Source organism: Corynebacterium sp. HMSC30G07 (assembly GCF_001806945.1).
GTDB classification, from domain to species: domain Bacteria; phylum Actinomycetota; class Actinomycetes; order Mycobacteriales; family Mycobacteriaceae; genus Corynebacterium; species Corynebacterium riegelii.
Genome location: NZ_KV786473.1, coordinates 356,607 through 380,233, shown reverse-complemented (window position 1 = coordinate 380,233; position 23,627 = coordinate 356,607). Strand labels below are relative to the sequence as shown.

The window sequence follows — 23,627 nt, the reverse complement described above, 5'->3', positions numbered from 1 at the left end:
ACGCTGCCGCCTGCGGCAAGCGCGCCGCCGCCCGCGGCATTAATGCGCTGGGCTACGGTACTGCCGAGGCTGCTGCCCGACACGCGCAGTTGCAGCCAGGTGCGGTGATTGTTGAGGAAACGCTGGTGGACGGCGGCGTTGCCGTCACCATCGAGCTGGCTGATGCTTCGCGCTTGTCTTACCCGAGTTCGATTACCGCCCGGCTACTGACCTTACAAATATTGATGATGTTCTTGGGATGCTCGAAGAAGAAGCATGGAGCAACAGGAAACCTTGGACTGATGCACATCTCGCTGCCCTTGCAATTGAGTATGGGACGTCAGGGTGTTCCTTTGACAGCGACTTCGCTCGCTTCCCGGAAGCGATGTGGTTCAATCCCGCAACGGCCTAGCGTTGTAGACTCCGGGCATGCCTGAAGGGGATTCGGTCTATCAGCTTTCCAAGCGCCTGCAGTGGATGACAGGTCGCGAGGTGCTCAAAACATCGATCCGGGTGCCGCGCTACGCCACCGTCGACTTCACCGGCATGACGTGTGTGCGCGTCTGGCCCTACGGCAAGCACCTGTTCATGCAGTTCGCCGCACCCGGCCACCAGCCCCAAATCCTGCACACCCACCTGAAAATGGAGGGCACCTGGGCGATGCACCGCGCCGGCACCCGCTGGAAGAAGCCAGCCCATGCCGCGCGAGTGGTGCTCCTGCTTGAAGACGCCCAACGGCCACCCATCGAACTCGTAGGCTTCTGGCTGGGCGTCGTGCGGGTGTTTCCCGCCCGCGAGTTTGAGCAGGAGATGGGATACCTTGGCCCCGATGTGTTGGCGCCAGACTTCGACGCCGCCGAAGCAGTGCGCCGCATCACGGCGACCCCACAGCTGGAGATCGGCCGCGCGCTTTTAGATCAGCGCAACCTTGCCGGGATAGGCAACGAGTACCGCGCGGAGATCAACTTTCTCGCGGGGACGCACCCGGCGGAAAGGGTGGGTGACGTGGACGTCGATAAGCATGTGCACCTTGCGCGGCGCCTGATGTGGGCGAACAAGGACGAACCGGTGAGGGTGACAACCGGCATCAAGCGAGCGGGCGAGACGAGCTACGTGTTCGGGCGCTACGGCAAGCCGTGCAGGCGCTGCGGCACGATAATCCAGAAAGGGTTTTTGGGTGGGGAAGGGGACTTGGAGCGGGTTATTTGGTGGTGCCCGAAGTGCCAGCCGGCACCCTGATATAGTCCCAGTAGAGGGGGGAATAATGGACTTTCAGTTTTTAGACGACAAACGGCCTTGGGGAAAGCGCAAACTCGATGAACTTGGGGAGTATTTTGCTGGCAATGCCAGCGTTCCGATCGAGGCCCCAGAGATGATCTTCTGGCATGACCAGCTAGCCAGACAGACAGCTGACGCGTGTGCGGATTTTGCACGGATGATCTTTGGACGGGAAGGACAAAGTCCGGATATTGTTAGTGCGTATCGGGTGAAATCGCAGTCAACAATCGGCGACAAAATTAGAAGATCCCACATGGACCAATCTGCGAAGGTACAGCTTGGCCGAATGTGGGATTTTGCTGGAGCTCGGATAACCGTAAATGTGCTTCACGATGATCTACGCTTCCTCTCCTTCGAGCTTCAACAAATACTGAAATCAAAGGGGCACCGTGTCATCGAGCGTGACTACATCGCCCGGCCACAGCCCGGAGGCTACCGGGCGATCCACTTAGTGATTCACTCTGCGGCAGGCATTGTTGAACTTCAGATACGAACCTTGCTTCAGTCGGAATGGGCCAATACCTTTGAACAACTAGCGGATAAAACGGGCCGCCGAATCCGATATGAAGCCAATTACCGGCCGAAAGATGAGCAACTCGCGAAGATTTTTGATGCACTTGTATCAAATGCGCGGGAGATAAACAACATTGAGCGCCAGCGTGCCGCAAGTATCAGAGACGGCTTGATTTCAATGAGACAGCTAGCAAAAATTCCGCTGGGTGTTCCGCTGAATCCACGGTTGCACCTCATTCGGTCCGAAGCATTTCAGGCATTGTCGCATTCGGAGACGGTCACCAGCGAGCAGGCTTCGAGTATTCTAAACCTTATTCAATTTCTGCGAGCTCTATCGCAAAGTCTCAGTGCCTACGAGGGAGAAGGGTGAGGGGGAAAGGTGAAACACTTTCTGATAGTTTTCAACCGGAAAACTGGTGAACGAAGGATTGAAGAGTACACGGACGCTCGTGAAGCGATCCTGCGGAGGCTCGAGGAAGAGCAAGCTAACCACAATCCTGACGTTGAGATTGTAGTTATTGGCTCCTCTGGATTAGAGCACTTGAAGGTTACCCACTCGCGGTATTTCAGAGTTGAGGAACTGCCTGATTTTGCTACGTACTGGGCTCAGGAGGAAAAGATTTCCTGAGGCAGCTGCACACTCTCAACACCGGGGTACTCAAACTACAGGCCAAAATCAGTCGGAGCCCTCGGTTTGGCCCGCCGGGAGACTCTTCACGAAATCTGCGATGGGAGCTTCCCCATCCCTCGGTGGGAAAGGAATCTCTTCAGTAGCATGCTCGCGCGTCGCTTCGTATAGTGCGAGAGCAATGTTGTGCGGTTTGCGGGGAGCTTTCATGCGGTACTCCTTTACACCTGACGCTCTTTCACCGCGCGGCGGATGAAGTACGCCAAGAAGCCCAGGATGATCAGGATGAGCACCACGTAGATCACCTTGGAGTAGGTGTCGGCCCAGGCGGTGGCTTGCTCCCAGTTCTCCCCAAGCTTGAGCCCCAGGAAGATCAGGATGGCGTTCCAAATGCCGGAGCCCAGCGTGGTCCACATGCCGAACATGACAAGGTTCATGCGGTCCAGGCCAGCCGGGATGGAGATCAGCGAGCGGATTCCCGGGATGAGGCGGCCGAAGAAGATGGACGGCTTGCCGTGCTTGTGAAAGAACTCCATGGACTTATCCACGTCAGAGACACGCACCAGCCACATCCAGTCCGCGATCTTGCGCAGACGCTCAAGGCCCAGCCACGCGCCAACGCCGTACAAAATGTAGGCGCCGATGACTGATCCCAGTACCGACCAGATGAACACGTTGACCAGGTTTAGCGAGCCTTGGGCCACGGTGAAGCCGGCAAGCGGCAGCACCACTTCGGAAGGAATTGGCGGAAACAGGTTCTCCAACAAGATGGCGATACCAACGCCGGGGGCGCCGAGGACTTCCATAAGGCCAACGATCCAGTCGATGATGCTCTGCATTCGGCCTATCTTGCCCTACAAAATATCCAATGACCAAGTGTAAACCGGCGCGCCGCTTTCCTGATTCTTCAGGTAGTGCCGCATCAGCTCCTTGAGCGCCTTCTTTCGCACTGGTGATTCCGGTGTGGTGGCAGGCGCAAGTTTATTCAGCGCGTTAAGTTGCCACATTGCCCCGTTTTGTCGGGTGCGTACGCGGCCCTCAATAATGCCGAGGTACTCCTCACGGCACGCCTTGCCTACGTGTAAGGCACGCAGGCCCTCGTCCGCGATTGGGAGCAGATGGTTTTCCACCAGCTCCGTAACAGGGATGGTGCCAAGCGTTGGCCAGTGCAGGTTGGCAGTTAAACCGTGACGGGCGCCCTGGATGAAGTTCTCGCGTGCGTTCTCAAAGCTCAAGCGAGACCAGACAGGTCGGGTTTGCTCCGCCAGGGTTTTCACACAACCGTAGTAAAACGCGGCGTCTGCAACCGTGTCCTTCAGCGTCGGACCTGCTGGTAGGATGCGGTTTTCAATACGGATGTGGCTTAAAGGTCCGTTCGGATCATAAATCGGACGGTTCCAGCGCCAGATAGTGCCGTTTTGCAGGTTCAGGTAGTGCAGCCCCGGGCTATCCCCAAGCATCTCCGGCTTGCCGGCCTCTGCGCGGCCTTCCGGAAGCAGGGGAGAGAAGTAACTCACGTTTTCTTCAAACAGGTCGAATACGCTGGTGATCCAGCTTTCACCAAACCACACGCGCGGGCGCACGCCCTGGTTGATCAGCTCCTTGGTTCGCGTATCCACGGACTGGGTGAACACGGGGATGCGCGACTCGTGCCACAAGCGGTGACCGAGAAACAGCGGGGAGTTTGCAGACAGCGCAACTTGGGCACCTGCAATCGCCTGCGAGGCATTCCACGCGCTGGCGAACATGTTGGGGTTGACTTGCAGGTGCAGCTGCACGGAGGTACACGCGGATTCTGGCGCGATGCCATCAAAATCGTGTGTGTAGTGCTCCTCGCGCCACAAGTCCACGTTGACCAGCTCGCCGCGCGACTCCATCACGGAATTCTCCAGGCCCGCGTAGCGGTTCTCCGGGGTCATCCAATTCGGCCCCTCTAAAAACTGCGTGCTCAGCGTCGGCAGGGTGCCAACCATGGCCACCTGCGAGCCTGCGGCGTTGGCAGCGGTAACCACCTCCCTGAAACGCTGCTTGAGCCCCTGCTCCAGCTCCGCGAGTCCATCGCCTGCAATGGGCAGCGGCGGGTGGTTGAGCTCCACATTGAACTGCCCGATTTCAGACTGGTACTCATCACTTAGGCCCGCCAGCACCGCTTGGTTGTTGGGGTGCGGCTGCATCTGATCGTCCACAAGATTCAGCTCCAGCTCAAGGCCAATCGTGCCTTGATCCGTAAACTCCGCCTCCTGCAGGTGACGGTCAAACGCCTCCAGCTCTTCTTCCAGCTTTTGGCGATACACCGTGCGCTGCCGCGGCGTATACGAGTCCGCGGAGACCTGCTCGCCCATTAGCGGTGCTCCCGGTACCAGGTGATCAGGGCGTCCGTAGAACCGTCGCCACTAGCCGGGGCTTCCTTGCCCTGCACCGCGGCAGCCAGGTCGTTGGCCTGCTGCTTGCCCAGCTCCACGCCCCACTGGTCGAAGGAGTTGATGCCCCAGATGGCACCCTCCACAAAGGTGATGTGCTCATACAACGCCACCAGCGCGCCAAGCGCCTGCGGGGTCAGCTCCTCGGCCAGGATGGTGGTAGTCGGACGGTTGCCCGGCATCACCTTGTGCGGAGCCAGTTGCTTATCGACGCCCTCCGCAACCACCTCATCCAACGTCTTACCAAAGGCGAGCACCTTGGTCTGTGCGAAGAAATTGCCCATAAGCAGGTCATGCATGGAGCCGGTGCCGTCCGCAGTAGGGAAGTCCTCCTTTGGACGTGCAAAGCCGATGAAATCCGCCGGCACAAGCGACGTGCCCTGGTGGATGAGCTGGAAGAACGCGTGCTGGCCGTTCGTGCCCGGCTCACCGAAGAAGACCTCACCCGTGTCATAGGTAACCAGCGTGCCGTCCTTGGTTACGGACTTACCGTTGGACTCCATAGTCAGCTGCTGCAGGTACGCCGGGAAGCGCGACAAATCTTCCGAGTACGGCAACACCGCATGGGTCTGTGCGCCGTAGAAGTTGCGGTACCAAACGTTGAGCAGGCCCATGAGCACGGGCACGTTGCGCTCAAACGGGGTGGTGCGGAAGTGCTGGTCCATGGCGTGGAAGCCCTCAAGCATGCGCATGAAGTCAATCGGGCCAATAACCGCCATCAGGCTCAAGCCAATCGCGGAATCCATGGAGTAGCGGCCGCCAACCCAATCCCAGAACCCGAACATGTTCTTAGTGTCAATGCCAAACTCCGCAACCTTCTTTGCGTTGGTGGACACCGCCACGAAGTGCTTTGCAATTGCAGACTCATCGCCGTCAAACTGCTCCAGCAGCCAACGCTTCGCCGCATGCGCGTTGGTGAGTGTCTCCTGCGTGGTAAACGTCTTCGACGCGATAATGAACAACGTCTCCTCCGCATTGCAGCGCTCCAGCACCGCGGCGATATCCGCAGGATCCACGTTGGACACAAACTCCGCGCTAATGCCTGCCGTTGCATATGCACGCAGCGCCTTGGTAGCCATCGCCGGGCCCAGGTCCGAGCCGCCAATACCAATGTTCACAATCTTCTTAATCGTGCGGCCCGTATACCCCAGCCACGCACCGGAGCGCAACGCGGAAGCAAAATCACGCATCTGGCCTAAGACCTCGTGTACATCGGCCGCGACATCCTGGCCGTCAACCTTCAGATCCTGGTCCGCAGGCATACGCAGCGCGGTGTGCAACACTGCGCGGTTCTCGGTGGAGTTGAGGTGGGCGCCGGTAAACATAGCGTCGATAAGCAGGGGAAGCTCCGCATCGTGCGCCAAATTACGCAGCTGCTCTAGCACCTGCGCGTCAATCAAGTTCTTCGAAAAATCAACCCGCAGACCAGCAGCGTCAAACGTCAGCTCATCAGCACGATTCGGGTTCTCGGCGAACAGCTCGCGCAACGTGATGTTGGACTTTTCAGCGTGCAGGGACTCAAGGGCATTCCAGCTTGGGGTGGTGGTGATATCAGCCATACCTTCCAAGGTAGAGAATTCCCACGCATAATGGGCGCCATGAGCATTGTGAAAATAAACGCGATTTCTCTGCCCGACAATGTGCCAGGTGCCGGCGAGGAGCTAGAGCGCCGTTTCGCCGCACGTAAACACGCCATTGACACCCAGCCGGGGTTCGAAGGCTTCCAGCTGCTGCGCCCCGTGAAAGGCGAAGACCGCTACTTTGTGGTCACCCGTTGGGCAGACGAAGAGTCCTACCGGGCGTGGTGGGCAGGCCAAGGACGCGCATCGCACGGCTCCACGAAGGGCGAAGACGGCCAGGAGCGCAAGCCTGTGTCTCAGAAGGCGGAGCTTCTAGAGTTCGAGGTCGTGCTCGACTCGCTGGAGCCTTAACCGCTTTAACCCAGCTTGCCGCGGCCCAGACGCAACAGGACTTGGGCCAGTACTGGGCCCTCTTCTCCCAGCTCATCGCGGAACTGGTTAATAATGGCAACCTCGCGGGTGTGCACAAGCTTTGTGCCACCTGAACCCATGCGGGTTTTCCCGATTGCCTGGGAGATTTCGGAGCGACGCTTCACCGCGTCCAGAATCACCCTGTCCAGACGATCGATTTCCTTGCGGTACTGCTGGATCTCCGCGTCTGACAACGGGTCATCTGTACCGGAAGGCATACGGATCTCAAGTTCGCTCATGCTGGCTTATTATACGGCTGTTCGAACGGTGGGAAAGCGTGTGTGCCATCGGTGAGTAGGGTGTTAACCCATGACCAACCAGACCGATCTCACACTTGGCCTGAACCCGCAGCAACAGGCAGCTGTCGTGCACCAAGGTTCCCCGCTGCTCATCGTCGCTGGCGCAGGCTCCGGCAAGACCGCGGTGCTCACGCGGCGCATCGCTCACTTGTTGCAAAACCGGTCTGTAACACCGTGGCAGATTCTGGCCATCACGTTTACCAACAAGGCCGCGGCAGAGATGCGTGAGCGCGTGGCCGCGCTTGTGGGCCCTGAAGCAGAGCGGATGTGGGTAGCCACGTTCCACTCAGTGTGCGTGCGCATCCTGCGCCAGCAGGCGCAGCTGGTGCCGGGGCTGAACACCAACTTCACCATCTACGACTCGGACGATTCGCGCCGGCTGCTAGGCATGATTGCCAAAGACTTCAACCTGGATCTGAAGAAGTTCACCCCGCGCACGCTGGCTAACGCGATTTCGAATCTGAAAAACGAGCTGATTGATCCGGATACCGCGCAGGCCAACGCCGCACAGACACACAACCCGTTTGAAACCACCGTGGCGCAGGTGTACGTGGAGTATCAGCGCCGGCTGCGCCAATCCAACGCGCTTGATTTTGATGACCTGATTGGTGAGGTGGTGCGGATTTTCAAACAGCACCCGGAGGTCACCGAGTACTACCGTCGGCGCTTCCGCCACGTGCTGGTGGATGAGTACCAAGACACCAACCACGCGCAGTACGTGCTGATTCGCACGCTGGTGGGCGATGGCCCGGATGCGCCAGAACTTGCCGTGGTGGGTGACTCGGATCAGTCCATCTACGCGTTCCGCGGTGCCACGATCCGCAACATTGAGGAGTTTGAGCGCGACTACCCAAACGCCACCACCATTGTGCTGGAGCAGAACTACCGCTCCACGCAAAACATCTTGAACGCCGCCAACGCGGTGATCGCCCAAAACCTTGACCGCAGGCCGAAGAAGCTGTGGACTGCGCATGGGGCGGGGGAGAAGATTGTCGGCTACGTGGCTGACAATGAGCACGACGAGGCGCGCTTTATCGCCTCGGAGATTGACACGCTGACAGATGCCGGCGTGCGTTATTCCGATATTGCGATCATGTACCGCACCAACAACGCCTCGCGCGCGCTGGAAGATATCTTCATCCGCTCCGGCATCCCGTACAAGGTGGTCGGCGGCACGAGGTTCTATGAGCGCCGTGAGATCCGTGACATTGTGGCCTACCTCAAGGTGCTGGAAAACCCGGACGACACGGTCAGTCTGCGCCGCATTGTGAACGTGCCCAAACGTGCCATCGGGGATAAAGCTCAGGCGATGGTGGCGCTGCACGCTGAGAACAACAACGTCAGCTTCGGCGCGGCACTGCGTGATGCTGCAAACGGAGACGTGGACATGCTGGCGTCTCGCTCCGTCAACGCCATCAAGGGCTTTGTTGAGCTGATGGACGGCATCCGCAGCCGCATGCCTGAGATGCGCAATGACGTCACCGGCATGCCGGACCTTGGCCAGCTTGTCACCGCAGTTCTGGAAGACACCGGATACAAGGCAGAGCTTGAGGCCTCCAACGACCCGCAGGATGCGGCGCGCCTAGACAACGTCAATGAGCTGGTGTCGGTTGCGCGCGAGTTTTCCTCCGAGGCCGCGAACCAGATGGCGTACATGTCCCAGGATGAGCTGGATACAGTCATGTCTGACGGCGAGCCCGCGCCGGGCTCACTGCAGGCGTTTTTGGAGAAGGTCTCCCTGGTGGCGGACGCGGACCAGATCCCGGAAAACGACCAAGGTGTGGTCACGATGATGACGCTGCACACAGCGAAGGGCCTGGAGTTCCCAGTGGTCTTTGTCACCGGCTGGGAAGACGGACAGTTCCCGCACCTGCGCTCCCTGGGGGATCCCGCGGAGCTGGCGGAGGAACGTCGCCTGGCCTACGTGGGCATTACGCGCGCACGGGAGCGGCTGTATCTCACGCGCGCCATCCTGCGATCGTCGTGGGGTTCACCGGTAACAAACCCGGCCAGTCGCTTCCTCGCAGAGGTCCCGGAGGACCTCATCGACTGGCGCAGGCTTGCACCGGAACCCGAATACCACTCCAGTAGCGCTTGGGGCAGCCCCGCTCCGGTGCCTTCGCGGACCAAGCGTCCGCGCCGCAGCCTTGCAGGCGAGGTGAAGGTGAACAAGAACCTGGACCTGGCCCCGGGGGATCGTGTCAATCACGCCAAGTACGGACTTGGCAAGGTGCTTACCGTAGAAGGCAGTGGCGTGCGCGAAACCGTCACAGTGGATTTCGGTTCCGCAGGCACCGTTCGCCTCATGCTCATCGGTGGCGTCCCGATGGAGAAGCTGTAGGGCTTGTAACTCCGGCTTTTAGATCCGGATGCCCTGCTGCTTGAACCACACAACTGGGTCGGTCGGGTTCACGCCGTCCGGTTTGATCTCAAAGTGCAGGTGCGGGCCGGTGGAGTGGCCCTCATTGCCAATCTTGGCAATCTGCTCGCCAGCACGAACCTGCTGGCCAACGCTGACGTTGTAATCGCGCATGTGGCCGTAGACGGACACCTCGCCGCCAGCGTGCCTGATAACAACCCAGTTGCCGAAGCCCTGGGCGGGGCCAGCGTTAATAACCGTGCCGTCCATCACCGCATAGATCGGGGTGCCAATGTTGTTGGCAATGTCAATGCCGTTGTGCATGCGACCCCAACGCGGACCGAAGCCAGAGGTGAACGTACCAACCGTCGGGGTGACTACAGTGCGGCCGTCCGCGGTGCGGCCAGTCTGGTAACGCACAGCATTGTCACCACTAGGGGCAAAGGCGTCGCTCAGGCCTTTGCCAAGCGAGCGCGGGTCATAGACCACGCTGTAGCCCGCGTAGCTAAACGTCGCACCGGTGTCCACAACCGCGCCAACTGCACCAGCAACGGCACGCAGAGCCTGCCCGCCGTCTGCCACGGGCGCACCGTTGATGTTGAACGTCACGGCGTTTGCCTGGATCGCGGTCGCCGGATTGAACACAAGCGCAGCAGCAACGGTTGCAGCTACCGCAGCGGAGACTGGGCGGCGGGAAAACTTCATGAAAGCGATGCCTTTTCGTCTGGGTAGGGGAAACGGTTTTAGGTTTTATGCTCTGCCGGTGCAGAGTTGTCCGCCGTAGAATCTAGCTACCCAAAAATACTTTGGCAACGCGCTGACGTGCGGTTTTGTCGAATGGCTGTTTCATTTTCTGTTCAAAGGCACTGGTCAGCGGCGTGTTTCATGAGTGAAAAAAGTTATTTTAAGTGACTGGTGTGACTGGTGTGGTTTGCGGGGGTGGGGGATTCAAACCTGAGCGGCATCTGTGGTTTTCCTTAAGCGTAGAAGTGGGTTAGCGCTTCGGCGGGGTGTATGGGTGCTATCCGACCTTTGCTATCCGATGTTTGTAAAAGTCGGATAGCAAGCATCGGATAGGGGCACGAAGACGCTAACGGCGCCCTAAAACGCCCAAAACCCGCCACCGAAACGCTCGGTGGCGGGTCCCCTGGAGGGTCTTGTGGGCACTAGATAACTACGCCACGCTCGGCCAACCACGGAATCGGGTCGGCAGGATTCGTGCCGTCTGGGTGGATCTCAAAGTGCAGGTGCGTGCCGGTAGAGAAGCCGAGGTTGCCCATGCCGGCAATCTGCTGGCCAGCGGTCACGTGCTGCCCCACGGAAACGTCAATGCTCTGCATGTGGCCGTACAGGGACACTGCACCGTCCTCGTGCTGGATGCGCACCCACAGGCCGTACCCCTGGGCCGGACCAGCGTCAATCACAACGCCGTCCTGGATGGCCACAATCGGGGTGCCGTTTGCGTTAGCAATGTCGATGCCGTTGTGCATCGTGCCCCAGCGCGGGCCGAAACCGGAGGTAAACGCACCCTCTGCCGGGCGGACGGTTACCGGCATGCGCGCAGCGCGGTCAGCTGCGGCAACCTCTTCAGAGTGCTCCACAGCCTTAGCCAGCTGCGCGGTGAGGTTCTCAACCGGCTTGAACTCTGCAATGGCCAGCACCTGGGGGGCTGCATCCGTGAGCATCTCAGGCGCGTCCGTCAGCTTGTTTACGTCAGCGGCGAGCTTAATCTCAACGTCGCTAGAGGCAGGCTTGCCGGAAAGGATGTCAGCTGCGGCGGCGCCGGACAGGCCAGCGGTAGAAACGGCACCGGTGGTGACAGCAACCATGGCCACGCGGCCCTTGTTTGCCGTCTGCTTGCGGTGCTTGCCGCCCGCGCGAGTCGAGTTGAACATTCTGCCTCTTCTAAGATCCGTAAGTCTTGACCGGTTTTGCTGATTTGTTGGTGTTCAGCAATACGGTCGTAACCATCTCGTTATCTAGACGTGGTAACTGTAACGAATCGGTCTCGGTGGGGCAAGCCGTTTCTCAGATAAAAGTAAGTCGTTTCGAAAACTCGAAACGTTACATCGCTCCACCAGTCACATCAGCCCCACTTATCAACCGCTATAACGCGGTCTAACGAGTGTCTATGGTGCCTCCACCCCCATAGAGGTGGCAAAGTAGGCGTCGATGAGTACCAACCATGCACCTCGGGCGTCGACGCGGCGTCGACAGGTAAAAGCCCTCATGCCGGGGGTCAAGCGCGAAAAGCCGCAACCGAAGCAACCAGAAACCTGGGGCGAGCGATTGCGCCACTACGCACCCTCAGTGGTGGGTCCGCTCGCTGTCTTGGCACTGACGGTGGTGGTGGTCTGCTTGGCCGTCATCCTGATCGCGGGGCTGCGGGTGTCGTACCTGCCCGGCTCTATTGGCCAGGCGTGGCTGAGCGTGAACGCGGCGCCCATGCGTATTAGCGGGGTGGCGTTGTCTAACGCTCCGACCTTGCCCGCCATTGGCATCGCGGCGTTGATTGCGTCGCGGGTGCGCAGTGCCACGAAGGAACGCGTCAGCGTGCTTGATTTGGCGGCGATCCTGACGCTGCTGGTCGGCAGCTCCATCACGCTAAGCGCCATCGCGCTGTTTATGGTCACGGACGCTTCCTATGTCTATGCGTTCGAGGCACCCAACCCTGCCGCGGCGCTGTTCGCCCCGCTGGGTGTGCACCTGATCGGTTTTATCTTTGGCGTATCTCCGGTGGTGTGGCGCGCGCTGGCGCGCCGAGTCAATTTGCCTGAGCTGATTGTGGACGCCACACTCGCGGCCACTCGGCTTCTGCGCAACCTGTTTTTGGTCTCCCTTGGCGTCTACCTGGTCATGCTCGCGGTGCAGCACGCGAGGGTGGGGGAGGCACTTGCCGCCTACCCCCACCTTGGCTGGGTTGGCGGCCTCGCGCTGGCGCTGCTGAGCCTGGCGTATGTGCCGAATGCGGCCGTTGCCACGATGTCCGTGCTGCTCGGCGGAAGCTTTGACTACGCCGACGCCTCTGTCTCCCTGTTCAGCACCACCAGCGCCGCGCTGCCCCCGTTCCCGCTGTTCGCGGCCGTCCCCGCCACCGTGGGCACCTGGGCGCCCGCCTTGATGCTGATCCCGGCCGCAGTGCTCGTGCGCTTTGTGCTCACCCGGAGCTTTTCGCTTATCGACGCTATCGCCACCGCCACCATCGCCACCACCCTTAGTCTGCTGATGGTCTTCTACACGGGTGGTGCCGTCGGCGCCTACGGCTGGGTTGGCGCTAACCCTTGGACCTGCGCACTTGCCGTCTTTATCTGGACGGCGGTGGCGGGTTTGGCCACTTGGGCCATCGCGAGATTCCGCAGGGACTAGACTTATGCGGCGTGAGTGTCAACGTCGCTGTTTTGGTGTCCGGATCGGGCACACTTTTGCAGGCCATCTTGGATAACCAGGATGGCCATTACCGTGTCAGCCTTGTGGTGGCGGATAAGGAATGCCCTGCACTTGATCGTGCACGACGGGCAGGTATCCCCACCGAGGTGGTTGCAATGCAGCCGGACCGTGACGCGTGGAATGCGCACCTGGCGGAGGTGGTCGCGTCCGCATCGCCGGACCTGGTTGTCTCTGCGGGCTTTATGCGCATTTTGGGCGAGGCGTTCCTGTCGCGCTTTGAGGGTAAGACGATTAACACGCATCCGTCGTTACTCCCAGCTTTTCCGGGAGCAAACGCGGTGGGTGACGCCATGGCCTACGGCGTGAAAGTCACCGGCTGTACCGTCCACTACGTGGATGCCGGTATGGACACCGGTGAAATCATTGCCCAGCACGCAGTTGCGGTCCAAGACGGCGAAACGCAAGACGCACTCCACGAACGCATCAAGCAAGCAGAACGCAGCCAGATTGTGAACCTGCTACGCAAAGCCACACCGGCCAAGAATAATGGAAAGGTGACCTTCTAAAGATGGGTATCCAGATCAAGCGCGCACTGATCAGCGTGTATGACAAGACAGGGTTGGAAGACCTCGCACGTGCGCTGGGGGATGCAGGCGTTGAAATCGTTTCCACCGGCTCCACCGCAAAGCGGATTGCGGATGCCGGTGTCAACGTCACCGAGGTTGCGGATGTGACCGGGTTCCCTGAGGTGCTCGACGGCCGTGTGAAGACGCTGCACCCGCGCGTCCACTCCGGCATTTTGGCGGACCTGCGTAAAGACGACCACGTGAAGCAGCTCGAAGACCTCAACATTGAGCCCTTCCAGCTGGTCGTGGTCAACCTGTACCCGTTTGAGGAGACCGTGGCTTCCGGCGCTTCCTTTGATGAGTGCGTGGAGCAGATCGACATCGGTGGCCCGTCCATGGTGCGTGCGGCGGCGAAGAACCACCCGTCCGTGGCTGTGGTGACCTCTCCGGCACGTTACGGCGACGTCGCTGAGGCCGTGAAGAACGGCGGTTTCGAGCTGGAACAGCGCCGTGAACTCGCCTTGGAGGCGTTCACGCACACCGCGAAGTATGACGCGGCTGTGTCTAGCTGGTTGGCGTCGCAAATCAGCTCTGGTGCTGAGGCTGTTGCTGAGGCTGGTTCCCAGACGACCGAGCTGCGCTACGGCGAAAACCCGCACCAGGCAGCGCGCCTGGAAAGCGAAGGCTGGGGCATTGCTGCTGCTAAGCAGCACGGCGGCAAGGCGATGAGCTACAACAACTACCAGGACGCTGACGCCGCATGGCGCGCCGCCTGGGACCACGAGCGCGCCTGCGTGGCCATTATCAAGCACGCCAACCCGTGTGGCGTGGCTGTATCCGACGAGTCGATTGCAGACGCACACCGCAAAGCCCATGCCTGCGACCCAGTGTCCGCCTACGGCGGCGTGATTGCCTGCAACCGCGAGGTCACCCTTGAGCTTGCAGAACAGGTTGCCCCGATCTTCACCGAGGTCATCGTTGCACCGTCCTACGCGCCGGACGCGTTGGCGAAGCTGCAGGAGAAGAAGAACCTGCGCATCCTTGAGGTGGAGCCGAAGCAGCTGGGTGAGGAGATCAAGCAGATCGCCGGCGGCGTGCTCATCCAGGATCGCGACCAGTTCCAGGCCGAGGGCGACGCCGTGGAGAACTGGACCCTGGCCGCGGGTGAGGCGGCAGACGAGCAGACCTTGGCGGACCTGGAGTTCGCGTGGCGCGCGGTGCGTTGCGTGAAGTCCAACGCCATCCTGATTGCTAGCCAGGGCGCATCTGTTGGCATTGGCATGGGCCAGGTCAACCGCGTGGACTCCGCAAAACTGGCGGTGGATCGTGCTAATACCTTGGATAGCGGCAAGAACCGCACCAACGGCTCCGTTGCAGCCTCGGATGCGTTCTTCCCGTTTGCGGATGGTTTCCAGATCCTGGCGGATTCCGGCGTGAAGGCCGTTGTTCAGCCGGGCGGTTCCATCCGTGATGAGGAAGTCATTGCCGCAGCTAAGGAAGCTGGCGTGACCATGTATCTGACCGGTACCCGCCACTTCGCTCACTAGTTATCCGAGAAAGCGGTTTCTATGTCGTCTCGTTTCACCGCCGCAATGTTGGCGGTTGGCATCGCGTTTCCCGCGATCCCGGCGCTGTATGAGATCCCGGTGCTTGGCCCGGTGATCACGCAGGCGTACAACGGGTTGCCTGCGAATATTCAGTCGCAGATCCCGGGCAACATCCGCGCCCAGTTGGCTCCTGCTTCCGCAGGGCAAGCCGGTGTGGTGAACACGGTGAACACGGTGAACACTGCCAATGCGCAGGCGCAGTTGGATGCGTTGATTCGAGACGTCCAGGGCCGCCACCAAGGCCGCGCCACGGTGGCTGTTGCCGGTGATGGCGTGCAGCTCACTGCCGGTGACAACCGCGCGGAGCCGGCGTTTTCCACGATGAAGGTGCCTGTGGCAATCGGCGCGCTGCGCAAGAGCCCGGCGTCCTACCTGGATGCGGAGATTGCCATCACCCGTTCCGACAACCCGGCCGCCCACCGTATGTTTGCGCAGGTGTCGGGTGCTGAGCTCAACGGCATCATCGCTGAGGCGGGTTCGCGCACCACCACTTCCGCGGGCTACCAGATGGGCACCATGTGGACTACCAGCGATCAGGCTGCGTTTGCCTCGGGTTTGCGCTGCGTCAACGGCCACGAGCCGGTGCTTGGCATGATGGGGCGTGTGGTGGACTACCAGCGTTGGGGCCTGGGTCGCATTCCGGGTGCCAAGTTCAAGGGTGGGTGGAACGATCACGAGAACGGTCACCTGGCCCGCCAGTTCGGCCTGATCCCGGGCCCGAACGGGGATATTGCTGTGGCTATTACGGCCCACAGCCCGGTCGGTTACCAGGAAAGCTTCGCCATGCTTAATGAACTGGCCGATGGTGTTGCCCGCATCAGCGGCACGTTGCCCACCTCTCGCTGCTAGGGGCTTGCTGCTTGCCGACGCCACGTTTCACCACCCCAGCCACCCTCACCCTCTGCGCGCTCCTGGTGGGCTGCACGCCCGATCTGCCACCTGCGCCGACTGAGGTGCATTCCGCGCCGGTTGGGGTGCCTTCGGAGTCTGCCACGCCAACGTCTGTGGTTGATGCGACTCCGAGTGAGAACCCAGACACGCAGCTATCGGCAGATCTTCAGCGCATCGCCGATGAGGCAGCGAACATGTACGGGGGAGCGGCCACAGTGGCTGTGTCCGACGGCACGCAAACTTTTGCCAGCGCTGAAGCTGGGCCGTACGTTGCGTGGTCTACCAGCAAGGTGCCCATTGCCATTGCGGCGCTGCGCGTTGATCCCGGCCTTGCCCCGATTGCAGAGGCTGCAATTACTGTCTCCGACAACGTGGCTGCTGAATCGCTCTGGGCTGCAGTCACGCCGGCGCAGGTGGAGGCCGTACTGGCAGAAGCCGGCTCACCGATTGCGATGAACACGGTGATAACCCGGCCGGGTTTTACCGCTTTCGGGCAAACACAGTTCAGCACTCACGATCAAGCAACGTTTGCCGCAGGCCTGCCGTGTGTTGCAGGCTCCGGCGACGTGCTTGCCATGATGGGGCGCATCAGCCCAGATCAGGCGTACGGTTTGGGCACGATGCCAGGCGCTCAGTTCAAAGGGGGATGGGGGCCTGATACTGCGGGAAGGTACGTGATCCGCCAGCTCGGCCTTGTAGACGGCCGCGGCGTCGCGCTCACCGTGGCTCCTGCGGACGGCCAATACGCAACAGGCCAACAGATGGCCACCCAGATCGCTGGGCAGCTTGGGCAAGTATTGCAGCAAATGCCCAAGGCTGCCTGCACAAACTAGGAACAGTAAGATAACTGGACATGACGAATCCGTACGATAATCGTGGCAACGATTGGCAGGACCCGAACCCTCCCACCCAGCAGTTTCCTCCGCAATCGCCGGGTCCGTACCAGTACGGCGCACAAGACCAGTCCCAGTGGAACCATTACGCGCCACACCAGGCGCCGCCCCAGCAGGACTGGAACTACACCAACCAGTGGGGCCAGGAGCCAGAGCAGAAGAGGTCCAAGGCGCCAATCTACATTCTTGCCGGGGTTGTCGGGGCGATTGTCCTAGGCGCGGGCGCGTTTTTTGTTTACACCGGCACAGGCGGAGGTACCGGTGAACCGCAGACGCAGACAATCGTGGTAACTTCCACGTCCCAACGCCCGACGTCAAGTGCTGCGCCGGCGCCGTCGGCGCGCCCGACAAGGCCTGTGGAGACGACTTCAGAGAAGCCGCGTACGTTCGGTGCCGGCGAGCCACGCACGAGTCTGACCTCGGACAGGTTTGCAAAGGCAGTGGGGGAGGACTTTGCCGCCTACTACCGGGAAAACAAGAAGCCTCCGACTCACCTGAACACGTACAGCCCAGTTACCAAGCAGTACTACGACATGAGCTGTCAGCCCGCCTCCGGTGGATTTACCTGCTCTGGTGGCAACAACGCGGTCGTGTTTATTCCCGAGGAGTAAGCCCGGACCTGGCTTGCGTACAGCCACCCACAGTGGCGCTCCCACGTAGCCGCGGGCCCCTCTGAGAACAGATATGCAGGGGAAGATATGCAGGTCCGCAGGTCACGGCCGATTTTCATTAACGGCTACCTTATTGAAAAAACGCTCTGACCAGTGCTCCTGCATATCTTCTCCTGCATATCTGCTGAAGTCGGACCTGGGTTGCTGCGAAAGAAAACAAAACACCCGCTCTCAACCTCCGAAGAGGCAGAGCGGGTGTTCGGCTGCTGTCAACCGATCCTTAGCGGCTGGTGAACGGCAGAAGAGCCATCTCGCGAGCGTTCTTCACCGCGGTAGCAACCTGACGCTGCTGCTGCGGGGTCAGACCGGTCACGCGACGGGAACGGATCTTGTGACGATCCGAGATGAACAGACGCAGGGTCTCGATGTCCTTGTAGTCCACGGTCTCAATGCCCTTGGCCTTGAGCGGGTTCTTCTTCGGGCGGCGGGACTGCTCCATGCGCGGCTTACGCGAATTGTTGCGCTTCATTTCTTGAGTCCTCCTTACCACGAAGACTTACGGACGCCAGGCAGCTCACCACGGTGAGCCATCTCGCGCATACGGACACGGGAAACACCGAACTTGCGGAGGTAGCCGCGCGGGCGGCCATCATGCGAGTCGCGGTTACGCACGCGAGCCGGGGAGGCATCGCGCGGCTGACGGTTGAGCTCAAACTGAGCCTCGAGACGGTCCTCATCGGACGTCTCCGGGTTCTTGATGATCGCCTTCAGCTCGTTACGACGTTCTGCGTAGCGGGCGACGATCTCCTTGCGCTTTTCGTTCTTCGCAATCTTGGACTTTTTAGCCATGGATTATCGCTCCTCGCGGAATTCGACGTGCTTACGCACAACCGGGTCGTACTTCTTCAGCGTGATGCGATCCGGGTTGTTGCGCTTGTTCTTGCGGGTTACGTAGGTAAACCCGGTGCCCGCCGTGGACTTGAGCTTGATGATTGGGCGGAGGTCATTGCGTGCCATTAGATCTTCTCACCTCGTGCGCGGATAGCTGCGACGACGGATTCGATCCCGTCACGGTCAATAACTTTCAGACCCTTCGTAGAAACGGTAAGGGTGATGGTGCGGCCCTCGGACGGAAGGTAGAACTTCCGCTTCTGCACGTTGGGGTTCCAACGGCGCGAGTGGCGGCGGTGCGAGTGCGAGACGGTCTTGCCGAACGACGGCTGACGTCCCGTGACCTGGCAATGTGCCGACATGGGTAACTTCCTTTACTTCTGCCGCCCACGCAAATGATTGCCAGTGAGGAAAGCACCTTATCAATCGGAGTGAGGGTCCGCGACAGGTGCAAATGCAATCGGTTGACGCAGGCGTAAACGTGTACTTCGACAACAGCGAAAAACAACCATACAGGTTTACGCCGCGATCGCCTAATCGCTTTTAGCGGTTGGCGCCCGGGGTGCCCTGCTGGGTGGCCAGAAGATCGCGGATCTCGCTGAGCAGTTCGGTCTCGGTCGGGGCCGGCTCCTCCGGGTCAACACCCTTGCGACACTTCTGAACCTCATCCAGCTTGTTCATCGGTGCAACGATGAGGAAGTAGACAACTGCAGCGATGAGCAGGAAGTTGATGGCGGCGGTGATGAAGGCGCCGAAGTCCACGAAGGTAGCGTCGTTGCCGCTGATGATGTGGAAGCCGAAGCCGGAGAAGTCCGCGCCGCCCAGGGAGGCGATCAGCGGGTTGATGATGTTGTCAGAAAACGCAGTCACAATTGCGGTGAACGCAGCGCCAATGACCACACCGACGGCCAACTCAATAACGTTGCCGCGCATGATGAACTCTTTGAAACCCTTAAGCATGGGTAATCCTTTCAAAAAAGGGGATGGATTAGATGTGCCTCACTTGGGCACAAGGCAATGGGAATGTATACCACCTATTTCTTAGGGGGTGAAAGTGGTGGTTGCGTGTGGCGTCGATAAGCAAAAGCTCCTGATTAGGAAACGGGGCGCCCGGGCTGTAAGATACTGCAGGTTGCTCGGCTATCGCCGGGCGAAGTTGACCAATTTCGCACCCAACTCAGGCACGATCGCCGAAAAATGGCGAACCGACCTGAAGTTCAATCCTGAGGGAGACGAATCCACATGAGGAAAGATATTCACCCGGATTACCACCCGGTGATCTTCCAGGACGCAAGCACGGGGCACAAGTTCCTGACGCGTTCGACTGTTACCTCCGACCGCACTGAGGCCTGGGAAGACGGCAACGAGTACCCGCTCGTGGTTGTTGACGTGACCTCTGAGTCCCACCCGTTCTGGACCGGCGCTCAGCGTCTCATGGACACCGCTGGCCGCGTTGAGAAGTTCAACCAGCGCTTCGGTGGCATGGCTCGCCGTAAGAAGAAGTCCGCAGAGTAAGGCGAAGGAGGAGAAACAATGGCAACCCCGAAGTTCCGCATGTCGCGTGCGAACACCCGCATGCGCCGCTCGCAGTGGAAGGCTGACAACGCCGACCTGCAGACCGTGAAGGTTAACGGCCAGGAGGTGCGTATCCCGCGCCGTCTGGTGAAGGCTGCTCAGGCAGGCCTGATTGACGTCGAGCAGTTCTAATACTGCCCAGGCTACAAAGCCGGATCCCCGCAACTTGGGGCTCCGGCTTTTGGTTTTGTTACCCCCATCTGTGTTCTAAGTTAACTAATCAACGAAAGGTTGCCCATATTGGGCTAATATTCTGCTCATGAAAATTTTGGTTGTGGACGACGAGCAGGCCGTCCGCGAATCCCTGAAGCGTTCTCTGCGGTTTAACGGTTATGACGTGGAGCAGGCTGAAGACGGTGAGAAGGCCCTTGAGGCTATTGCAATACATCGCCCAGACTTGGTCATCTTGGATGTGATGATGCCCAAGCTTGACGGTCTTGGCGTTTGCCGCATCCTGCGTGAGCAGGGTGATCACACGCCGGTGCTGATGCTTACCGCGCGAGATGACGTTGCGGATCGCGTCGGCGGTCTTGACGCGGGTGCAGACGATTACCTGCCGAAGCCGTTTGCGCTTGAAGAGCTGATGGCACGTATTCGTTCGCTGCTCCGCCGTACCCGGGAGAAACCAACCTCTGAGGACAGCATTGAGCAGGCGACGATGCAGTTCGATGACCTGACGTTGAACACAGAAACGCGTGAAGTGTTCCGTGGCCAGCGTCCGATCACGCTGACGCGCACTGAGTTTGCGTTGTTGCTGCTGCTGATGAAGAACGCGCGCCGTGTGCTCAGCCGTCAGCAGATCCTGGAAGAGGTGTGGGGCTATGACTTCCCAACTTCTGGCAACGCACTCGAGGTCTACATTGGCTACCTGCGTAAGAAGACTGAGGCTGACGGTGAGTCCCGCCTGATCCACACCGTGCGTGGCGTGGGCTATGTGATGCGGGAGAATCCCGCGTGATTCTTCGGCAGTCAGCCGAGCACTACTCCAGACACCTCGCGGCTGATGTTGAAGCCGACGCAACGATTCACACGCACACCCTGTCCGGACGTGGTCTAGCGCTGCGTCAACAGCTGGCGCTTCTTACCAGTTCTTTGGTGGTGCTTGCTGTTTTAGTTGCGGGCGGTGTGGCGTTTTGGGCTGCCCGCTCAGCGCAGCTGGACATTTTGGATAGTGAACTGAGCGCTCGTGCGTACCTGCTGCTCGAGGACACGAAGCGTTTGGATACGGACGATCCCAATGAGCTGCGAGACTTGGTTTGGGATTTTAAGCAGCACAACCCCTTTATTCGTGCTGCGGTGTCGCCTACAGGCTCAGAGGCGTTTTTTGGTGATCCGGTGCCCGTCGGTGGCGAGTATGTCACGCTTTCGAGCGGTGACTATTTATCGACCCGGTTGTTGGGTGATGAGCGCGTAATTATTCGCCAGAGCCCAGATGGGCCGGGGGTTGCGCTGGCCCAGGTGGCGGATCCGTATGGCCGCAGCGCGGGAAGCTTCGGTGCCGCGTTGCTGATGATCACGGGATTAGGTGGGCTGTTGACGTGGGCTGTTGGAAGCCTTGTAGTTGCGGCTGGCTTGCGTCCCCTGCAGCGCCTGAAGAAGGCGGTGGATGAAGTTACCCGCACCGAAGAGCTGCGCCTTTTGCCGGTGGATGGCAACGATGAGATGGCGCAGGTCAGTGATTCTTTCAACAAGATGATGGAAACGCTGCAGGATTCGCGCACCCGTCAAGCACAGCTGGTCGCTGATGCAGGTCATGAGCTGAAAACACCGCTGACGTCCATGCGCACCAACATTGAGTTGTTGATGATGCTGTACTCCATGGGGCAGGAGAATCAGATTTCTCCGGAGGATCGCGCTGATCTTGAACGAGACGTGTTGGCGCAGATGGAAGAGATGTCTGCGCTGATTACGGACTTGGTGGATCTTGCTCGTGAGGACGCTCCGGGGGCTGTGACGGAAGAGTTCCGTTTGGATGAGGTGCTGTATGAAGCGCTTGAGCGTGCCCGGCGCCGTCGGACGGATGTGAGCTTCAAATTCCGTGCGGAGCCGTGGCTGATGAATGGTGACCGCGCCGCCATGAGTCGTGCGATTATCAACATCTTTGATAACGCGGTGAAGTGGTCGCCGGAAAACGGTGTTGTGCGCATCTCCCTGCGTACCGCTACAACCAAGGCGGTCATGATCGTGGACGATTCCGGCCCCGGCATCCCAGAGTCCGAGCGCGAGAAAGTCTTTGAGCGTTTCTACCGGGCAACCGAAACACGCTCCACACCTGGTTCCGGCCTGGGGTTGGCCATTACTAAACAAGCACTCCAGCGCCATCAGTGCGAAGTGTTTGTGGAAAGCTCGGATGATCAAGGCGCTCGTTTCCGCGTTGTGTTCCCGGGTTCAGTACCGCAGCGTGACGACGCTGAGTGATCACCCCACGTGACGACGCTGCGTGGTACCCAGCAAACCTCCAGAAAACTCTATGCTGGATTTTTCTGGTGAATGAGCGACATCACAGAGGAAGCGGGCATCATCATGGGAATGACAAATCAATACTCACCGGACTTTCCTCCGCAGCCGCAGGGTGTTCCCTCACAGCAATATTGGCAGCAGCCACAGCAGCCCCCGCAGCCACAGCACTCGCAGCAGAGTGTTCAGCGCCGTGCTGGTGTGTGGCCCGCGGTAGCGGCGGCGGTTGTGACGTCTTTGGTGGTAGGCGGTACGACGGGATACGTAGCGGGGAGTGTGAACTCCTCGAACCAGTCGGAGTTGCGCCAGGCGTTGGAGCAGCCGGCGCAGCAAGAGGTCAAAGAAGCCCCCGATGGTTCGGTGGAGAAGGTCGCTGCGGCGGTCCTGCCTGCGGTGGTGTCCATTGAGGTGGAGAGTATGCGTGGCATGGCCGAGGGCTCAGGATCCATCATCAGTTCCGACGGGTACGTGCTGACCAACCATCACGTGATTGAGGCTGCTGCTAACTCCGGTGGTCGTCTGACGGTGACGCTGAATGACGGCTCGCGCCACAACGCCACCTTCGTTGCATCCGATGTCAACACCGATGTCGGCGTGATCAAGATCGAGGGCGTGACGGACCTGCCCACCCTGGAGTTTGGTAACTCCGATAGCCTCCGGGTGGGGCAGCAGGTTGTGGCGATTGGTTCCCCGCTGGGCCTATCCGCAACGGTGACTACAGGTATTGTCTCCGCGCTGAACCGTCCGGTTCGTGCTGGTCAGGGTGGGGGACAGAGTTCCCTTATGGACGGTATCCAGACAGACGCCGCAATCAACCCCGGCAACTCAGGTGGCCCGCTTGTAGATATGGAAGGCCGCCTGGTGGGCATGAATTCCGTCATCGCTTCGCTTTCGGCCGGCGGTACAGGATCAGAAAGCGGCGGCTCGATCGGTCTTGGCTTTGCCATCCCCTCAAACTTTGCGCAGCGTGTGGCACGCCAGCTGATTGACATCGGTGAGGCGAAACAGCCGATGCTTGGGGTGCAGGTCAGCGTGTATGAAAGCGGCACGCATGGCGCGCGCATTTCCAGGGTGGAGCCGGACAGCCCCGCTGAGCAGGCAGGATTGAAAGAGGGCGAAGTGATCACCCGACTCAACGATCGGTTGATTGATTCGGCTGATGCGCTGATCGCTGCGACCCGTTCCCACGATTTTGGTGAAACCGTCACACTTGAAGTGCGTGGGGAAAATGATGACGTGAGAACGGTAGAAGCAACGCTGAGTTCCGAGTAATGTTTGACGG

General features: G+C 59.8%; 27 protein-coding genes and 1 pseudogene. 17 read left to right on the top strand and 11 right to left on the bottom strand.

What is annotated here, in order from left to right:
- The 4 genes and pseudogenes from HMPREF3104_RS12810 to HMPREF3104_RS10095 all read left to right on the top strand — a co-directional run.
- Positions 1-416, top strand: a pseudogene (locus tag HMPREF3104_RS12810) (hypothetical protein); the annotation flags it as partial.
- On the top strand, positions 409-1,218 hold the full coding sequence (locus HMPREF3104_RS10105) for a DNA-formamidopyrimidine glycosylase family protein (RefSeq protein WP_070495627.1): 810 nt from the start codon (positions 409-411) through the stop codon (positions 1,216-1,218). The pseudogene HMPREF3104_RS12810 and the gene HMPREF3104_RS10105, both read left to right, overlap by 8 nt.
- 25 nt (positions 1,219-1,243) lie before the next feature.
- Positions 1,244-2,140, top strand: coding sequence for a RelA/SpoT domain-containing protein (locus HMPREF3104_RS10100; RefSeq protein WP_052205056.1), 897 nt, complete (start codon positions 1,244-1,246; stop codon positions 2,138-2,140).
- Positions 2,141-2,149: 9 nt separating this feature from the next.
- Positions 2,150-2,398: a hypothetical protein gene (locus HMPREF3104_RS10095; RefSeq protein WP_052205055.1), complete on the top strand. Its 249-nt coding sequence runs from the start codon at positions 2,150-2,152 to the stop codon at positions 2,396-2,398.
- Between the two features lie 221 nt (positions 2,399-2,619).
- Here the strand turns inward: HMPREF3104_RS10095 and HMPREF3104_RS10090 are convergent, their stop codons facing one another.
- Genes HMPREF3104_RS10090 through pgi form a run of 3 tightly spaced genes read right to left on the bottom strand, consistent with a single transcriptional unit; the run spans position 2,620 to position 6,377 of the window.
- Positions 2,620-3,237, bottom strand: a complete 618-nt coding sequence (locus HMPREF3104_RS10090; RefSeq protein ID WP_070495624.1) for a DedA family protein — start codon at positions 3,235-3,237, stop codon at positions 2,620-2,622.
- A gap of 15 nt (positions 3,238-3,252) precedes the next feature.
- Positions 3,253-4,740: a glutamate-cysteine ligase family protein gene (locus tag HMPREF3104_RS10085; RefSeq protein ID WP_070495621.1), complete on the bottom strand. Its 1,488-nt coding sequence runs from the start codon at positions 4,738-4,740 to the stop codon at positions 3,253-3,255.
- Positions 4,740-6,377, bottom strand: coding sequence for a glucose-6-phosphate isomerase (gene pgi / locus HMPREF3104_RS10080; RefSeq protein WP_070495618.1), 1,638 nt, complete (start codon positions 6,375-6,377; stop codon positions 4,740-4,742). Before pgi ends, HMPREF3104_RS10085 begins: the two co-directional genes overlap by 1 nt.
- A gap of 39 nt (positions 6,378-6,416) precedes the next feature.
- Here pgi and HMPREF3104_RS10075 point away from each other — a divergent pair, with 39 nt between their 5' ends.
- A complete protein-coding gene (locus HMPREF3104_RS10075; RefSeq protein ID WP_052206412.1) occupies positions 6,417-6,749 on the top strand; it encodes an antibiotic biosynthesis monooxygenase family protein in 333 nt (110 codons plus the stop codon).
- 5 nt (positions 6,750-6,754) lie between these two features.
- Here the strand turns inward: HMPREF3104_RS10075 and HMPREF3104_RS10070 are convergent, their stop codons facing one another.
- Positions 6,755-7,048 carry a chorismate mutase gene (locus HMPREF3104_RS10070; protein ID WP_052205051.1) on the bottom strand — a complete coding sequence of 98 codons (294 nt, stop codon included), beginning with the start codon at positions 7,046-7,048 and terminating at the stop codon, positions 6,755-6,757.
- 70 nt (positions 7,049-7,118) lie between these two features.
- Between HMPREF3104_RS10070 and pcrA the strand changes: the two genes are divergently transcribed.
- Positions 7,119-9,449 (top strand): DNA helicase PcrA, encoded by a 2,331-nt coding sequence (gene pcrA, locus HMPREF3104_RS10065; protein ID WP_070495615.1) that lies wholly within the window; start codon positions 7,119-7,121, stop codon positions 9,447-9,449.
- An 18-nt stretch (positions 9,450-9,467) separates the two neighbouring features.
- Here the strand turns inward: pcrA and HMPREF3104_RS10060 are convergent, their stop codons facing one another.
- Positions 9,468-10,172, bottom strand: coding sequence for a M23 family metallopeptidase (locus HMPREF3104_RS10060; protein WP_070495613.1), 705 nt, complete (start codon positions 10,170-10,172; stop codon positions 9,468-9,470).
- Positions 10,173-10,633: 461 nt separating this feature from the next.
- Complete coding sequence (locus tag HMPREF3104_RS10055) at positions 10,634-11,362, bottom strand: M23 family metallopeptidase (protein WP_070495610.1); 729 nt, start codon at positions 11,360-11,362, stop codon at positions 10,634-10,636.
- 277 nt (positions 11,363-11,639) lie between these two features.
- Between HMPREF3104_RS10055 and HMPREF3104_RS10050 the strand changes: the two genes are divergently transcribed.
- From HMPREF3104_RS10050 to HMPREF3104_RS10025, 6 genes are read left to right on the top strand one after another with little or no spacing between them, the layout of a single operon-like run.
- Complete coding sequence (locus HMPREF3104_RS10050; protein WP_141738212.1) at positions 11,640-12,833, top strand: cell division protein PerM; 1,194 nt, start codon at positions 11,640-11,642, stop codon at positions 12,831-12,833.
- An 11-nt stretch (positions 12,834-12,844) separates the two neighbouring features.
- Positions 12,845-13,420: a phosphoribosylglycinamide formyltransferase gene (purN, locus tag HMPREF3104_RS10045; RefSeq protein ID WP_070495605.1), complete on the top strand. Its 576-nt coding sequence runs from the start codon at positions 12,845-12,847 to the stop codon at positions 13,418-13,420.
- Positions 13,421-13,422: 2 nt separating this feature from the next.
- The gene (gene purH, locus HMPREF3104_RS10040; RefSeq protein WP_052205045.1) at positions 13,423-14,967 is read left to right on the top strand and encodes a bifunctional phosphoribosylaminoimidazolecarboxamide formyltransferase/IMP cyclohydrolase; all 1,545 of its coding nucleotides are present in this window, start codon (positions 13,423-13,425) and stop codon (positions 14,965-14,967) included.
- Between the two features lie 21 nt (positions 14,968-14,988).
- Complete coding sequence (locus HMPREF3104_RS10035; RefSeq protein WP_083279057.1) at positions 14,989-15,876, top strand: serine hydrolase; 888 nt, start codon at positions 14,989-14,991, stop codon at positions 15,874-15,876.
- An 11-nt stretch (positions 15,877-15,887) separates the two neighbouring features.
- Entirely contained in the window at positions 15,888-16,751 is an 864-nt protein-coding gene (locus HMPREF3104_RS10030) for a class A beta-lactamase-related serine hydrolase (protein WP_246816415.1), read from the top strand.
- A 20-nt stretch (positions 16,752-16,771) separates the two neighbouring features.
- The gene (locus HMPREF3104_RS10025; protein ID WP_070495602.1) at positions 16,772-17,422 is read left to right on the top strand and encodes a hypothetical protein; all 651 of its coding nucleotides are present in this window, start codon (positions 16,772-16,774) and stop codon (positions 17,420-17,422) included.
- A 280-nt stretch (positions 17,423-17,702) separates the two neighbouring features.
- Here the strand turns inward: HMPREF3104_RS10025 and rpsR are convergent, their stop codons facing one another.
- The 5 genes from rpsR to mscL form a co-directional block, all read right to left on the bottom strand.
- A complete protein-coding gene (rpsR, locus tag HMPREF3104_RS10020) occupies positions 17,703-17,951 on the bottom strand; it encodes a 30S ribosomal protein S18 (protein WP_052205042.1) in 249 nt (82 codons plus the stop codon).
- A gap of 14 nt (positions 17,952-17,965) precedes the next feature.
- Positions 17,966-18,271: a 30S ribosomal protein S14 gene (gene rpsN / locus HMPREF3104_RS10015; RefSeq protein WP_052205041.1), complete on the bottom strand. Its 306-nt coding sequence runs from the start codon at positions 18,269-18,271 to the stop codon at positions 17,966-17,968.
- A 3-nt stretch (positions 18,272-18,274) separates the two neighbouring features.
- Positions 18,275-18,439, bottom strand: a complete 165-nt coding sequence (gene rpmG / locus HMPREF3104_RS10010; protein ID WP_052205040.1) for a 50S ribosomal protein L33 — start codon at positions 18,437-18,439, stop codon at positions 18,275-18,277.
- Complete coding sequence (gene rpmB / locus HMPREF3104_RS10005; RefSeq protein WP_052205039.1) at positions 18,439-18,675, bottom strand: 50S ribosomal protein L28; 237 nt, start codon at positions 18,673-18,675, stop codon at positions 18,439-18,441. Before rpmB ends, rpmG begins: the two co-directional genes overlap by 1 nt.
- Positions 18,676-18,856: 181 nt before the next feature.
- The gene (mscL, locus tag HMPREF3104_RS10000) at positions 18,857-19,273 is read right to left on the bottom strand and encodes a large-conductance mechanosensitive channel protein MscL (protein ID WP_052205038.1); all 417 of its coding nucleotides are present in this window, start codon (positions 19,271-19,273) and stop codon (positions 18,857-18,859) included.
- Positions 19,274-19,555: 282 nt separating this feature from the next.
- On the opposite strand from mscL, the gene HMPREF3104_RS09995 reads away from it, so the two are divergent.
- The 5 genes from HMPREF3104_RS09995 (at position 19,556) to HMPREF3104_RS09975 (ending at position 23,617) form a co-directional block, all read left to right on the top strand.
- Positions 19,556-19,828 (top strand): type B 50S ribosomal protein L31, encoded by a 273-nt coding sequence (locus HMPREF3104_RS09995; RefSeq protein WP_052205037.1) that lies wholly within the window; start codon positions 19,556-19,558, stop codon positions 19,826-19,828.
- Positions 19,829-19,846: 18 nt separating this feature from the next.
- Entirely contained in the window at positions 19,847-20,020 is a 174-nt protein-coding gene (rpmF, locus tag HMPREF3104_RS09990; RefSeq protein ID WP_052205036.1) for a 50S ribosomal protein L32, read from the top strand.
- Between the two features lie 127 nt (positions 20,021-20,147).
- Complete coding sequence (locus HMPREF3104_RS09985) at positions 20,148-20,846, top strand: response regulator transcription factor (protein WP_070495599.1); 699 nt, start codon at positions 20,148-20,150, stop codon at positions 20,844-20,846.
- Positions 20,843-22,306, top strand: a complete 1,464-nt coding sequence (locus HMPREF3104_RS09980) for a sensor histidine kinase (RefSeq protein ID WP_052205034.1) — start codon at positions 20,843-20,845, stop codon at positions 22,304-22,306. The genes HMPREF3104_RS09985 and HMPREF3104_RS09980 overlap by 4 nt, the downstream gene beginning before the upstream one ends.
- Before the next feature lie 72 nt (positions 22,307-22,378).
- Positions 22,379-23,617, top strand: coding sequence for a S1C family serine protease (locus HMPREF3104_RS09975; protein ID WP_246816414.1), 1,239 nt, complete (start codon positions 22,379-22,381; stop codon positions 23,615-23,617).
- Positions 23,618-23,627 lie beyond the last annotated feature (10 nt).